Origin of the sequence: Alteribacillus bidgolensis, from assembly GCF_002886255.1 — a bacterium.
GTDB lineage: Bacteria > Bacillota > Bacilli > Bacillales > Marinococcaceae > Alteribacillus > Alteribacillus bidgolensis.
Map to the genome: position 1 here is coordinate 74,329 of NZ_NJAU01000003.1, position 13,595 is coordinate 87,923.

General features: G+C 36.1%; 12 protein-coding genes and 2 pseudogenes. 4 read left to right on the forward strand and 10 right to left on the reverse strand.

Translation table 11 applies throughout. The features are described from left to right. The first annotated feature begins 234 nt into the window (after positions 1-234). On the forward strand, positions 235-1,386 hold the full coding sequence (locus CEF16_RS21710) for a tyrosine-type recombinase/integrase (RefSeq protein WP_091588085.1): 1,152 nt from the start codon (positions 235-237) through the stop codon (positions 1,384-1,386). 229 nt (positions 1,387-1,615) lie between these two features. Here CEF16_RS21710 and CEF16_RS25145 read toward each other — a convergent pair whose 3' ends face one another. The 8 genes and pseudogenes from CEF16_RS25145 to CEF16_RS23990 all read right to left on the reverse strand — a co-directional run bounded on the left by CEF16_RS25145 (position 1,616) and on the right by CEF16_RS23990 (position 8,805). Beyond that, a complete protein-coding gene (locus CEF16_RS25145) occupies positions 1,616-1,714 on the reverse strand; it encodes a putative holin-like toxin (protein ID WP_342750509.1) in 99 nt (32 codons plus the stop codon). Between the two features lie 1,083 nt (positions 1,715-2,797). Then, positions 2,798-3,214 carry a CBS domain-containing protein gene (locus CEF16_RS21715; RefSeq protein ID WP_211295891.1) on the reverse strand — a complete coding sequence of 139 codons (417 nt, stop codon included), beginning with the start codon at positions 3,212-3,214 and terminating at the stop codon, positions 2,798-2,800. 157 nt (positions 3,215-3,371) lie between these two features. After that, on the reverse strand, positions 3,372-4,130 hold the full coding sequence (locus tag CEF16_RS21720; RefSeq protein WP_091588088.1) for a metallophosphoesterase family protein: 759 nt from the start codon (positions 4,128-4,130) through the stop codon (positions 3,372-3,374). 179 nt (positions 4,131-4,309) lie between these two features. Next, the gene (locus CEF16_RS21725; RefSeq protein WP_091588090.1) at positions 4,310-4,723 is read right to left on the reverse strand and encodes a universal stress protein; all 414 of its coding nucleotides are present in this window, start codon (positions 4,721-4,723) and stop codon (positions 4,310-4,312) included. A 14-nt stretch (positions 4,724-4,737) separates the two neighbouring features. Continuing rightward, a pseudogene (locus CEF16_RS21730) lies at positions 4,738-6,184 on the reverse strand (SulP family inorganic anion transporter). Between the two features lie 145 nt (positions 6,185-6,329). Further along, positions 6,330-7,892, reverse strand: coding sequence for a HelD family protein (locus CEF16_RS21735; RefSeq protein ID WP_091588091.1), 1,563 nt, complete (start codon positions 7,890-7,892; stop codon positions 6,330-6,332). Next, positions 7,893-8,633 (reverse strand): helicase domain-containing protein, encoded by a 741-nt coding sequence (locus CEF16_RS21740; protein ID WP_091588093.1) that lies wholly within the window; start codon positions 8,631-8,633, stop codon positions 7,893-7,895. Positions 8,634-8,646: 13 nt separating this feature from the next. Next, a complete protein-coding gene (locus CEF16_RS23990; RefSeq protein ID WP_170032316.1) occupies positions 8,647-8,805 on the reverse strand; it encodes a hypothetical protein in 159 nt (52 codons plus the stop codon). Between the two features lie 205 nt (positions 8,806-9,010). Here CEF16_RS23990 and CEF16_RS21745 point away from each other — a divergent pair. Further along, positions 9,011-9,654 (forward strand): annotated as a pseudogene (locus tag CEF16_RS21745) (class I SAM-dependent methyltransferase). 191 nt (positions 9,655-9,845) lie between these two features. Beyond that, the gene (locus tag CEF16_RS24645) at positions 9,846-9,986 is read left to right on the forward strand and encodes a hypothetical protein (RefSeq protein ID WP_139186019.1); all 141 of its coding nucleotides are present in this window, start codon (positions 9,846-9,848) and stop codon (positions 9,984-9,986) included. A gap of 138 nt (positions 9,987-10,124) precedes the next feature. On the opposite strand, the gene CEF16_RS21750 is transcribed toward CEF16_RS24645, so the two are convergent. Together CEF16_RS21750 and CEF16_RS21755 are read right to left on the reverse strand one after the other, a co-directional pair. Further along, entirely contained in the window at positions 10,125-10,538 is a 414-nt protein-coding gene (locus tag CEF16_RS21750) for a universal stress protein (RefSeq protein WP_091588094.1), read from the reverse strand. A 110-nt stretch (positions 10,539-10,648) separates the two neighbouring features. After that, positions 10,649-12,109, reverse strand: coding sequence for a SulP family inorganic anion transporter (locus tag CEF16_RS21755; RefSeq protein WP_091588096.1), 1,461 nt, complete (start codon positions 12,107-12,109; stop codon positions 10,649-10,651). A gap of 317 nt (positions 12,110-12,426) precedes the next feature. Here CEF16_RS21755 and CEF16_RS21760 point away from each other — a divergent pair, with 317 nt between their 5' ends. Continuing rightward, a complete protein-coding gene (locus CEF16_RS21760) occupies positions 12,427-12,867 on the forward strand; it encodes a DUF4198 domain-containing protein (protein WP_091588097.1) in 441 nt (146 codons plus the stop codon). Positions 12,868-13,595 lie beyond the last annotated feature (728 nt).

Consider the following 13,595-nt stretch of genomic DNA (forward strand, 5'->3'; position numbering starts at 1 on the left):
ATAACAACACTATTATTATAGTTAATAAACACAACGACATGTAAAATAGTTGTATTTTTTATACAAAATATTTAATAATTAGATCTAATAAAATGTACATGAAAAATATAACCTTATTCTTGTATATTAGCAATAGTAAATCTAGCAAACATACGATAAAATAGTACGTATAATATACATGAATGAAAATGAAATATTATATTACTTAATATAAAAGTGGGGGCATTTAATATTATGAATTATTCTCGAATCCCTCTAGATCATGAACCATTATATATCCATGATAGAAACATTATATTTTCTAATAAAAATAAAATACTTGCAGAGATGCTAGATTCTTCCTACCTAGCCATGGTGTACACTAAGATGGAAGAAAAGGAAGACGAGTTTCTTCCAGGACTATCATCGTTAACGGATTTGGAAATCATCTATTTTTTTGTTCACCAAGAAACCCATGATGATGAGGAAAAAAACCGAAAAAAACAAACCAAAAAAGAATACTTTCGAGATTTACTCCAGTTTTATACGTTTATTCATGTTCAGCTGCAGCAAGATGAGGTATCTTCCTCTCTGTTCCCTTATATAAGGAAGAAACACATCAGGAGTTATCAAGAGTGGTTAAAAAATGGAGCATTCCAACATCGAAAACAGGGATATGCGATAGCGACTAGAGCTCGTAAAATTACAGTGGTGAAAAGTTTTCTGCAATTCCTGTATGAGGAAGAAGTAGTGGAGTTTCCATTACAGGTAGCTTTCAAGAAAAGTACCGTACGAAGAAAAGATAAACCCAAACGGGAATTGACATATGAAGAGGTTAAATCATTGTTAGATTATTACAAAGACCATCCCATTAACTATGCACTTTTATTATTGTTAGCGACTACAGGTCTTCGCGTACAGGAATTAGCAAAGGCTAGCTGGAGAGATCTGTATTATGATCCTTCTATAGAAGGCGGGACTTATTTTTTAAAGGTGATTGGGAAGAATAATGTGGAGAGACATGCTGTTATACTTCAATCTACTTTGGAGAGCATTCAAAGGTTTCGCAAAAGAAGAGGGTTAAGTACAGAGATAGACGTAAAATCAAATAGTCCTTTATTCACAACAAATAAAGGAAAAGCGTATGGTTATAAATATTTAAGTCAGTATGTCACGAGGATTATTCAGGATACAGGGTTTTTATGGGTGAGAAATAAGGGGCCTATAACCCCCCATTTCTTCCGTCACTTTTTTGTGAACTATTCTGTTTTAACGTTAGGTCTTCCCATAGAACAAGTACAGAAAACGGTCGGTCATCAATCAAAGACTACGACAGAGGGATATGTTGCAGAAACTATAAATAAAGGAATGAATGCGGGTTTGTACTGGAAAAAACAAATATTTTAATGTTTTTTCTTAAAGGGGAACCTAAAAAATAAGAAAAAACAATTTAACAATCATTGCTTAAATATTTACGAATACTTCTTATTGTAGTATGATATGAATAAGAATAAGCCAATATAAAAATGCCAGCGCGCTGTCACGCACTGGCCAAAACAATAGCAACCGCATGAAGAACGGTTGGCTTAAGATGGAGTAATCCCATCCTGCCTTCGCCAAAAACGCAAGGATGGGGTTACTTTTTTAGGTTTATAATCATGATCACAACCATAATCAACGTCAGAAGCAGTGTTCCAAAACCTAGTATCACGTTTGCTACATCTGTTGTAATCACTTCGGCTTCACCCCCTTTCTCCATTGCCTGAATGACAATGAGGAGGCTCAACCGCCCATCTTGCATTTTTGCTATTGTTTGTCTATCATTCTAGCATACTTTTCCTTTTTTATTAATTATTTTCTTAATATGATTTTATAAGGGGATCACAAGGTCTAAAGAATTTTAAAAAGGTTTATGCTAAAACAATTATTAGTAAAAAATATAAACTGGCTCATAACATCACGCTTAATCACTGTATGTTAAAATATATTACTTTTTCATATTCAGCTAAGACAAATTAATCAAACGTTTGAATAACTTTTTATGTAATTGGAAATTTTAAAATATTTTTTGTTATCTTTAGAGCGAACAGAATAAAAAAGCCAGCGCGTTGCCATCCACTGACTAGAATACCCACGTGAAGAACGGTTGGTTTAATATGGATAAACCCATACTGCTTCGCCTGTTTACCCTTCTACAGAAAAACGGGCGAAAATCCCACCGATATGAGAAAAAAACAGTCTTTGATATTTTGGGTGTTGTCTATCAGTATACCATGTCACGAGATTATCAAGTTGCATAAAATTTTTAAAAATGCCTTCGTGAAAGCTTATTTGTCATGCCATTTTTTAACTTACACAACTGAAATAGAAAAAAATTTGTTCATGAACTCAAGTTCATATATTTTGTTGTCTTAACTTGATAGCAATGTGGCGGTACCCCAAAAAGCGATATAAAATCGAGGCAAAGAATAGTGAATTAAAACATAGACACGGATATTAGATCGCCTCATCTTCGGGTCTTGAAGGCATGCATATACAAGGCGCGATGGCCATCTTCACTGTCAATTTGGGTTATCGTATCATTTTTGAATTACAAGTTAGTTGCGTTACTCTACAATCTGGCCCTAAAAAGGAAAATAAGCGCTTATCCTTGTTCCAGGAAAGCCGTCCGATAAAATGAAAGTGATGATGGTTTAAAGCTTGTAAGGTCTATACCCTTATCTTATGACAACGTTCAACAACTTTCATAAAAAGGGATGACCATAAGTCAGTTATCCTACTTATGGAACATCCCTAATTTTCTTATATTTCTTATAATTTAAGGAAGATGTTGACCTGGTTGAGATGGTGTAGAAATACTTGACAATGCTTGACCAGCTTCATTTTGATAAATATTTTGTGTAGCAAGGTCACCAATGGCTACCATCCCTACAACTTGATTGTTATTAACGACAGGTAAACGACGAATTTGGTTTTGCGCCATTAAATTTGCAGCTTCATGCACGTCCATGTTGTCATTACCAAAAACAAGATTTTGCGTCATACATTGTGAAACGGGTGTAGATGGAGCAACACCTTGTGCTGTAGAACGAAGTGTAATATCACGGTCAGTAATCATCCCTCTTAATTGACCATTCTCCACAACGGGAATTGATCCGACGTTGTATTGGGACATTAAAGCTGCGGCTTCTTGAACAGTTTGCTGTGGGGAAATTGTCGCTACGTTTTGTGTCATAATGTCCTTTAATGTTTGTGCCAAAGTTTTTCACTCTCCTTTCCCTTTTAGTATGTAAATAAACATTGTTTATATTCCCCTAATCATTGCTAGAAAGTGCGCCTACGGAACTCCCGTTTATCTCTAATCAGTTACAGTATTTTACATGATTGTTTTATTAAAATCGTATATCACTATGAAATGTCTTTAAAATAAAATCTCGTGCAGGTACTTTCCATTTTTCATAAACGCTTAATAGCTTACTTTTATCATAAGGAACCTCTTTTAACGTAGCATAAAGATTATTTTCATGATTATGAACAATCCCATATCGTGCAAACGCCTTATGATAGCATCCTAATGAGCCTGGATTAAGATAAATACAATCAGTTGATTCAAAAAGATGAACAGGATGATGATGACCGAAACAAACCAAATCTTTTCTATTTGCTTTGTCTTGATAATAAGATTCAATTTTTGTTAACGTAGGATGATAATCAACGGGCTCGTAGGGATTTAATACAATAGGTAAAGACTCTTTCTCAGGACGCATATGATAATGTTGAAAAAGAAGATGTTTCTCCCCCCAAACCGTTGTAACTTTTCTTGGTAACTCCGATAACCACGTTACAAAGGAAGGATCTAACCTATCGGCAATCCATTGATGATGCGGTTTCACTTTTTCATTTCTTTTTGGATAAGGTTCCCCTTTAATTAAAGCAATAACCGATTCTTCATGATTTCCACTTAGAACAGTTACATCTGGTCTTGAAATTAAACAATCTAGCACTTCATTGGTGAAAGGTCCGATACCAATCATGTCTCCTAAGCAATAGATGTGGGAGACACTCTTTTGCTTATCGATATCATCCAGAACCGCTTGTAAAGCGTATATATTCCCATGGATATCAGTAATAACTGCGATAGAATCGTTCATCACATTCCTCCTCGCTGTAACCGTTGCTAGAAAGTTTATCCCACCTAATATTTTTTAATTTTCTGAACTATGATTGCAATATATTATTTACTTCTAGTATTCTTTAAAATTACTTTCTTGTCTTACTCCGAGGAAACCCTCCATTCTCGCGTTTTTACTTACATAATGGCAGGCTTTAATTATTTAATAATCAACACAGCGCATTCGGCTCTTTTAGCTACTTTATGACTGACACTGCCTAGAACTAATTCTTGAAAACGATTAAGACCTCGACTGCCCAGTACTACAACATCAAACTGGTTTTCATTCGTATGTTTGACGACCGCTGGTCCAGGTTCCCCGTGCAAAAATTCAATCTTATAGTTTACTCCCTCGGCTTTTATTTTTTCTTCGGTGGGTCTAATTTTTTCTTTCCGTTTTTCGTGAGCGCCCGTGGTGTTCCAATTTTGCAGCACTTCTGATTTTGAGCTCTCTACCGCATAAACAACATGAATGACAGACTCAGAGTTACATTTTGCAACTTCAATCGCCTTCTCTGCAGCCCTGAGAGCGTGATCTGAACCGTCCGTAGCTAATAAAATCTTTTTAAACATGTCGTTTTTCCCCCTTAATGGCTGTTTAATTTATGCCTTAACTTTTCTACTAAAAGTGAACTTGCTTCATTAAGACCTGTAATCTCAACGTTTGTCCCGTTTTCTTTAAATTTTGCAATAATTTTTTCCATAGCTTCTACGGCAGAGTCATCCCATATATGGGCATATGTTAAATTAATTTCAACTTCTTTTATATCTTCCTTAAAATTAAAACCGGCAATGGAATCAGTAACAGAAGCAAAAAACAACTGGCCTTTGACGAAATATGTTCTTTTTCTTTTTTCTCATCGAGCTTACTGTCTATCCCTACTTTCGAAATTTTTGAGACAAAGAAGATGGCACTTAACAAAATTCCTGCAAACACACCTTTTGAAAGATCATGAGTGATAACAACCACAGCAACGGTTACGACCATAACAATAGCGTCGGTTCCTGGAACAATAAATAAGGTTCGTATAGAATTCCAATCAAAGGTGCTAATAAAACCATTATCATAACACCAGCTAAAGCTACCATTGGGATTTGCACGACAATGTTACCCAAAAGAATAATTAAAAGGATAAGAACAACACCAGCTACAAGGGAAGATAACCTTCCTTTCCCTCCTGATTTTACATTTATGACCGATTGTCCAATCATCGCGCAACCTGCCATCCCTCCAAAGAAGCCTGTTATGATATTTGCTATCCCCTGTCCTCTACTTTCTTTATTCTTATTGCTATCGGTTTCGGTCATATCATCGACAATAGCTGCTGTAAGCAGGGACTCCAGAAGACCAACGACCGTTAGGGCAAGAGCATAAGGAAAAATAATGGCCATCGTCTCATATGAAAAAGGAACTTGCGGTAACAGGAATACTGGTAATGTTTGCGTTAGTGTACCCATATCACCAACGGTAAAAACGTTGATACCAGAAAACATGACAAGGCCGGTCACAACGACAATTGCTACAAGCGTGGATGGGATAGCCTTGGAAACATAAGGAAACAGGTAAATAATTGCAAGTGTAACAACAGCAAGAGCCAAAACGATCCAGCCTTGTCCAGTCAAATGGGGGATTTGTGATGTGAAAATTAGAATCGCTAATCCATTTACAAATCCTACCATGACAGAACGTGGAATAAATTTCATATAGCGAGCAAGTTTTAAAATCCCAAATATAATCTGTAAAATACCAGTCAGGATGGTTGCAGCTAACAAATATTCAAGCCCATGTTGTGCGACTAGATCAATCATTATTAAAGCCATTGCACCTGTTGCACCCGAAATCATACCCGACCTTCCTCCGACAAGAGAGAGAATTACAGGTATGAGGAAAGAAGCATATAAGCCGACCATCGGATCTACCCCTGCAATTATCGAAAAAGCAATGGCTTCAGGAATTAACGCAAGCGCGACAACAATACCGGCGAGAATATCGCCTTTTGCATTCGCTAGCCAGTCTGCTTTTAATGTATTCATATCGACCATCCTTTAATAAAAAGAATATATATTGCTTTAGTTTCTGGAGTTTTTATTCTTTTTATTAAGGACAAAGTGAATTACTTTTGTTACTAAGTACCAGCACTTATCAGGAGGGATCGTTGCCACTTCCTCTAATACCATACTATTGCTTTATTCCACTTTGGTTTAACAGTTGCTTTAGGATCCCGGAATGATGTGTTCGTTGTAAAAAGATATCCAAGTCATGGAGAGCTCTTGTCATTGCAACGTAAAGCAATTTGATATCTAATTCATTATCCAAGTTGTAATTTTCTTTATCTGTGACAAGTATCACTGCATCAAATTCAAGTCCTTTAGATAGATATGAAGGTACAACATGAACACTCCCTTCTTCTAAATGTTCGTTCTCTTCTAATTCTTTGGAAGAAATACCCGTATATTTTTTTAAAGCATTATGGATCATAGAACACTCTTTTTGGGTTTTTCCTATTATCGCAATGGATTGGTGACCTATTTGTTTGTATTCAAAAACACTTTCTTGAATCCGTAATGCTGCGTCTTTTGAGGTATCAAACAAATGAAAGTTTGGTTCATCTCCATGTCGGACTACTGGTTTGGCAAAGGGCAATCCTTCCGCCTTACTGTATTGAATTACCATGTTTGCCTGTTCCATAATTTCCTGCGTCGTACGATAGCTTTGTTCTAACGTGGTATAGGTTGCTTTGTTAAAAACATTTTCAATCACTTCATCCCAATTCATAATACTTCTATAGCTATGAATGCCTTGAGACAAGTCGCCTAAAATGGTAAATAACTCAGTATTAGTGACTTTTTTTAAAGTGTAAAATTCAAATAGGCTATAGTCTTGAGCTTCATCAATAACTATATTTTTAATTTTTTGTGTTTCTTTTACTCCTGCGAGTAAATACTTTGTGTACAGCAGCGCAGCAGCATCTTCCTCTTCAATCTTTTTACCTTTTAACACAGACTTGTTGTACGAAGCCAATAACTTTGCTTCTTTTTTTGATATACTTCCGTCACCATATTTTAATAAAAGATTTTCGTTTGTCATTAAGTCTTTATAATAGGTGTGAATATCTTTTTTGGTAAACTTCTTCACGTAAGGATTCACTATATTTTTGGATTCCTTTTTTAAAGTCTGTATATATTCTTCTTTTTGATCCATTATATTTACGATTTTTTCTCTTCGCTTTTCTGGATCTTTTACACTGTACCTAATCTTTTCAATCCGGCTATCATAGATGTCTTCTACTTTTTGAAGAATGTCTTTTTTCTTCGTTTTGACATGATTTGAAATCACTTTCTTCATTTTTTCTATACGTTGAAAAGGCGGCATGTATGCATATTGCTCTTCAAAAAGAGCTTTCACCTTTTTCCCTTCAAATAACACAAACCGATCCAGTTTTAAATCTTCCTCGACAATAAGATTGGCTGTGATGTCAGCAGCATATCGATCTATCAATTCTTTACACAGCATAGAACCCTTAAATTGAGCAACCCAGGATAAAGTGTCCAGGTTTTCTTTAGGATCTCCTTCCACAAGCTTCAGCAGCTTTTCATCCGATTTTGTAAAAGTGAACTTTTTTCCCATGGCTTCTTGAAAAAAATCTTGGAATGTTGTCTGAGTTACATCTTCCACTCCAAGTTCCGGAAGAACGTCCGAAATGTAATCAAGAAACAACTTACTTGGTGCTAAGATCATCATTTAGGAAGGATTAAACGTTTCTGCATACGTATAGATGAAATAAGCGATACGATGCATGGCAATGGTGGTTTTTCCACTTCCAGCAACCCCTTGAACAATTAACGGCTTGTTCATCTCTGCTCGAATGATACGATTTTGTTCGGACTGTATGGTCGAAACAATATCCTTTAATCGTTTTTCTGCATTTGTCGTTAAAGCAGCCTGCAGCATCTGGTCCCGTGCTGTAATATCAATATCTCTAATTTCCTCGAGTTCTCCGTCTTCCACCACATACTGTCTTTTTAAAGACAGTTCCCCTTCATGAGTCTGGCCTTCTGCTTCATACGAAGCTTCTCCCAAACTTCCCTCATAATATAGATTAGCAATAGGGGAACGCCAATCCACAATCACAGGCTCATGCGTATCTTTTCTGCTTAAAGATGTTTTTCCTATATACAACTGTTCTGTTTGTTCAGTATCTTTTGGAGTAAAATCAATTCTGCTGAAATAAGGATTATCTTGTATATTCAGTAAGTTCCGGAATTCTTTTGTGGTCATATCTAGTAATTGTGCGTTTGATAAGGTGTTCACATAACTTAAACTGCTGTCTAAATGGTCTAGTTCCACTAATGCGTGTTTAATATTACGTTGATATCCTTGTTGGTCTTTTAACGATTTCTCTAATACTTCACGGATATATGTTTTTGTTTCTTCAAAATGAGCTCGCTCTTTCTGCAGCTCTTGATGTTCCCTATCTGCCATAAAGAACTCCCTTCTATTTTTTATTTCTTTTTATTTTTGATTTTTCGCGTAATAAAGCTATTTTCGTTATGATCTGTTTTCTTTCCTGATAAGAACTGCTTTCTTTTAATTGATTTTCTAATTCTTGTAGCCGATTTTGTTCTTCATGATTCAAGAAATTTTCATCAGTCAAATTTTTCCACTCCAAATGGATTTAATGTAGAAGATATAATTGAGGATATAGGGGATATAAGGGGTACACAGGTAATATACCACAACGATTTTAGCCTGTGAAATGTAAACGCAAACAAACTGATTAGAATAGGATTATTTGAAAGAAGTGAACGTTTTCGTTTGTGATTATGATTGTTTACTATATTAGTTAGCGGTGATCACATGTGTTAAAAGATACAGGGGAAAGAATCATCCCTAAAGTAATGCACCCTAGTAATGGAATGTTACTTGAACATCTTGCCCGTTATTACTTTGCTATCCCCTATGCATCTGGGCGCGTACTGGACATTGCGTGCGGAACTGGATATGGCGCCCAGATGACAGCAAAAGCCAAAAAGAAAGAAATAACAGAGATCATAGGAATAGACATTGATCCTAAGACGATTAATTATGCAAAAAAAAGTATTACCATCCATTACTGACTTTTCAAACGGGGAATGCTCTTGATGCTTCACTCAAGCAAAAGATAGGCATGTTTGATACGATTATTTCTTTTGAAACCATTGAGCATGTTCCAAATGATAAGGAATTTTTAACAAAAATTTGTAAATTGCTTAAACCTGGGGGAACCCTTGTTTTATCGACCCCTTTTGGTCAGGGGAGAGGAAAACCCTGTGGATCTCCTTTTCATTACCATCAGTTAACAGAACATGAATTCCTTACACTGTTTACCGGAAAAAATGAACTATTTGAGAACATCGAGATTTTCTACCAACAAGGAGTATCCATCGAAAATGTAAAACGACCCAAGGTACGCTACCCATTAGGAATAACTGTTTGCAAAAAAGCACTACCATATACTGAATAACCATAAAAAACGACTGTTTGTACAAAATTAGAATGAAGTAAAGCAAGAAGAATATTTATTCACGTAGTAGATTGGTTAAGAGAAAGGATATCGTAATGAGCAAGCTCAATAAAGAAATAACGTCGAGAAAATATCATTTCCCATCCTGATGCTGGTAAAACTACCCCGTTGTTGGGAAACTACAATTTGAAGTGCTTGAGCACCGACTCTTACATGAATACAAGGCAGACATTCGCCTCCTTTCTTTTACTGTTGCTCGGTGGGTAGATAAAAGAGGCACTAGATACTTTCAAAAAAAGGCAAAAAAACCTAGTCATAGACCGAGACGGTAGAACTGTCGCTTTATTTGACAATGAATTCCAAATGAATATGACGAAAAATAAATACCCCACACTCAACTTCTACGAAAATTCTTATATGAAATAATAAACGGATAGAGAAAAGACTGCAGGAAAAATTCCTGCAGTCTCTTACTTTACAATCATAACCGGACAATTTACACGCTTAGCCACTTTATGACTGACACTTCCTAGAACCATACTCTGAAGGTTGTTTAAGCCACGACTACCTAGCACGACACAATCGTATTTATGATCATTAGCATGTTTCACAATGGTAGGTCCTGGTTCACCATGTAAAATCTGCACCTCATATGATACTTGATTTTCCTTCAATAGTTCCTCTATGTCTTTTAGCTTATCACGTCGTTTTTTTGATACAAGGTTTTTATCTCCCGTATGCAATACATCTGTTTTGGATTTTGTCTCATCAATGACATAGACAATATCAATGTTGCCATCATCACCTAAAATTTTAACAGCATGTTGTGCAGCACGGTATGCGTGGTCCGAGCCATCCGATGCAATAAGTACACGTAGGTACATATATTATCCTCCTGCCTATTTCATTATTTTTATCATTAGATACCTTCCTTTTCAAAGTAAAGAACGACCACCAGTTCTTAGTGATCGTTCTTTTAAGGATTCTGCTTGTTCTAATGCCCTGAGGCTTTAGTTAAACCTCCTATTTTGTTCAACAACTGCTTACTTTCTGCATTTAATCCAGCATACGTCACTTTGATATCTTGTTGTTCAAATTTACTCTCAATCTTATCCAAAGCATTAATTGCTGAATCATCCCATAAATGAGCTTCACTTAGATCAATCTGTACTTCATTCACTTCATCTTTAAATCTGAATTTCTTTGGCAAATCAGAAACGGAAGCAAAAAACAATTGCCCCTTTAAAGAGTAAATTTTCTTCTTTTGATCTGCAACTAGTTTTTCTTCCACATGAATTTTAGAAATCTTAGAAGCAAAGAAAATAGCACTTAAAATGACGCCTGCTAACACTCCTTTAGATAAATCATGGGTTACCACAACAGTAGCTACGGTCACTACCATTACTGTAGAATCTGTTTTTGGAACTTTATGAATGTTAATTAAAGAACTCCAGTCAAACGTTCCAATAGATACCATAATCATTACTCCTGCTAATGCAGCCATGGGGATTTGTACAACAATCCCGCCAAGAGCTATAATGAGGACCATCAAGGCAACACCAGCTACTAAAGAAGAAAGCCGCCCATTTCCTCCTGATTTTACATTGATGACTGATTGGCCAATCATGGCACAACCTGCCATACCACCAAAACAACCCGTTACAATATTAGCAATCCCTTGTCCACGACACTCTTTGTTTTTATCACTTTCTGTATCTGTCATATCATCTACAATAGAAGCCGTTAACAGTGACTCTAATTGCCCGACAATAGTCAAAGCCAAAGCATACGGGAAAATAATAGCTAACGTTTCAAACGTCAACGGAACAGAGGGAAGCATAAAGACAGGAAGAGATTGTGTAAGAGAACCTAAATCTCCAACGGTTCGCACTCCAAAATTTGCAAATATAGCAATTGCCGTGACAACAACAATAGCAACTAGAGTGGAAGGAACAGCAGTCGTGACCTTTGGCAGCAAGTAAATAATTGCTAGAGTCAAAGCCACTAAAGCATACATAATCCAGGTTTCTCCAACGAAATGTTGCAGTTGAGAAGTGAAAATGAGAATAGCTAAGGCATTAACAAAACCAACCATAACTGATCGAGGGACAAACTTCATAACCTTAGACAATTTAAAAACACCAAACAATATCTGTAAAATCCCTGTTAATATCGTAGCAGCCAACAGATATTCAAGTCCGTGATCTGCAACGAGTGTAATCATCAGTAAAGCCATTGCACCAGTAGCTCCTGAAATCATCCCTGGCCTTCCACCAATAAAGGCAATAACCACGGCGATACAAAAAGAAGCATAAAGACCAACCATCGGATCTACTCCAGCAATAATGGAAAAGGCAATGGCTTCAGGGATAAGAGCAAGTGCAACAACAATTCCGGCAAGGACATCTCCTCTTATGTTGCCAAACCACTCTTGCTTAATTGATTGAAAATTCAACCCAACACCTCTTCTCCATTCTATTTAATTTTTTGTGACTTTTGTCTCTTACAAAAGTCGGCCGTTGTGAACAAAAATAGAATAGCATACATTTATCGACATATAAAAACGTTATGTAAGCGTAGATCATATTAAATAATCGTCTATATTCTCGTTATATCTCTCATTTTCCACTCCATTTCACAAATGTTCTTTTTTATTAAATTCTTTTTTTTCTAAATTTTCTTATTTTATATTTTTTCATTTATATACCTTTAGTTGTAAGTTTTTATCGAGACCTGCCAGTAGTCAGGTTGAAATAGGGATATGAGTGATGCGTGGGTGAGGAAATCGACATAACTGACCGTTTTTTTTACATTGGAGAAACGACCGAAGTAGATGAAGAACGAATCGGGGTCAATAATTATTACGCTGGTTCCTTTCAGACAGAAGATCAAGGGGCATACATTGTTGCCACCGAGGGGATTTTTACATATGGGGATGAGGAAGAAGGTACCTTTCGCAGTGCCAAATCATTTGTCGGGGCTAGCAAGACACCTACTGTAAAAAAATCTAAGAAGATGAAAGGTTTTGATAAGCAAGTAACTCCTGAACGTGCAGAATTAATCCCTTTATTTAACCCTACGTCAGTTACACCAGAAGAAGAAGTTTCTATACAACTCCTTTTACACGGTGAACCGATGCCAGATACGGAGGTAGCTGTCATTCGTCGGAGTGACTCTTCGGATATCCGAAAAAACCTTGCTGGCTTTTTATGAAAGGGGAATTATTTTGCAAGCGATACAACAAGGACTGTTTATTCTCTTGTCAATAATCATCATTAGTATATTTTTTTATTTAGTAAGATTCCTAATCTCTCATTTTCTAAGTGATTTTTATTATAATTTTTATAAAAAAATTCATAGATTATTCAAAAACATATTTTAAAAAAATAGTTGAGCTAAAAGGAATTTTTCATCAAACTGAGCCCATCAATGATGGGCTTTTCTGTATTGAAAAATAATCACTCAACGATGCTTTCTCTACTTGGTAGATGAGAGGTAGCTTCCTCTTAGGATTATTTCAATCTAACATATTATAGATGCAGTGCGTGAAAGAGGAAACGTATACCTATCATTTTTCGTTCCTAAACTATGTCCCTTGTAGTAAATTCCTTCTACCCGATTATTAGGATAAAAAGGCCATCCCTCTATAAAACAACCCCCAGTTTTGTTTTTGAATCGAAGCTCTAAAACCTCCAATCACTTCCCCTTCGCAGCTACCTATTTCACTGAGTGCTGGTTCCATGGTTAATATCACATGATAGTTCATGTGTTTTTTGCATTCCTCATATAAAGGCCCCGTATTTTCAAATTGGTACGAATAACCAATTAGATGTTTTTTTTAACCCTCCCCTTTCCACTATAAGGTATTCACCTAAATGAAGAGAGTTGCAGTCATTGATCAAGTTTTCTTTTTTATCAGATATACACTTTCCTATGTCTAA

Excerpts from the sequence above, each read along its gene's own strand:
- CEF16_RS21750 (WP_091588094.1), bottom strand. The coding sequence starts at position 10,538 with ATGTACCTACGTGTACTTATTGCATCGGATGGCTCGGACCACGCATAC.
- CEF16_RS21735 (WP_091588091.1), bottom strand. The coding sequence starts at position 7,892 with ATGATGATCTTAGCACCAAGTAAGTTGTTTCTTGATTACATTTCGGAC.
- CEF16_RS21710 (WP_091588085.1), top strand. The coding sequence starts at position 235 with ATGAATTATTCTCGAATCCCTCTAGATCATGAACCATTATATATCCAT.
- CEF16_RS21720 (WP_091588088.1), bottom strand. The coding sequence starts at position 4,130 with ATGAACGATTCTATCGCAGTTATTACTGATATCCATGGGAATATATAC.
- CEF16_RS21715 (WP_211295891.1), bottom strand. The coding sequence starts at position 3,214 with ATGACACAAAACGTAGCGACAATTTCCCCACAGCAAACTGTTCAAGAA.
- CEF16_RS21740 (WP_091588093.1), bottom strand. The coding sequence starts at position 8,633 with ATGGCAGATAGGGAACATCAAGAGCTGCAGAAAGAGCGAGCTCATTTT.
- CEF16_RS21725 (WP_091588090.1), bottom strand. The coding sequence starts at position 4,723 with ATGTTTAAAAAGATTTTATTAGCTACGGACGGTTCAGATCACGCTCTC.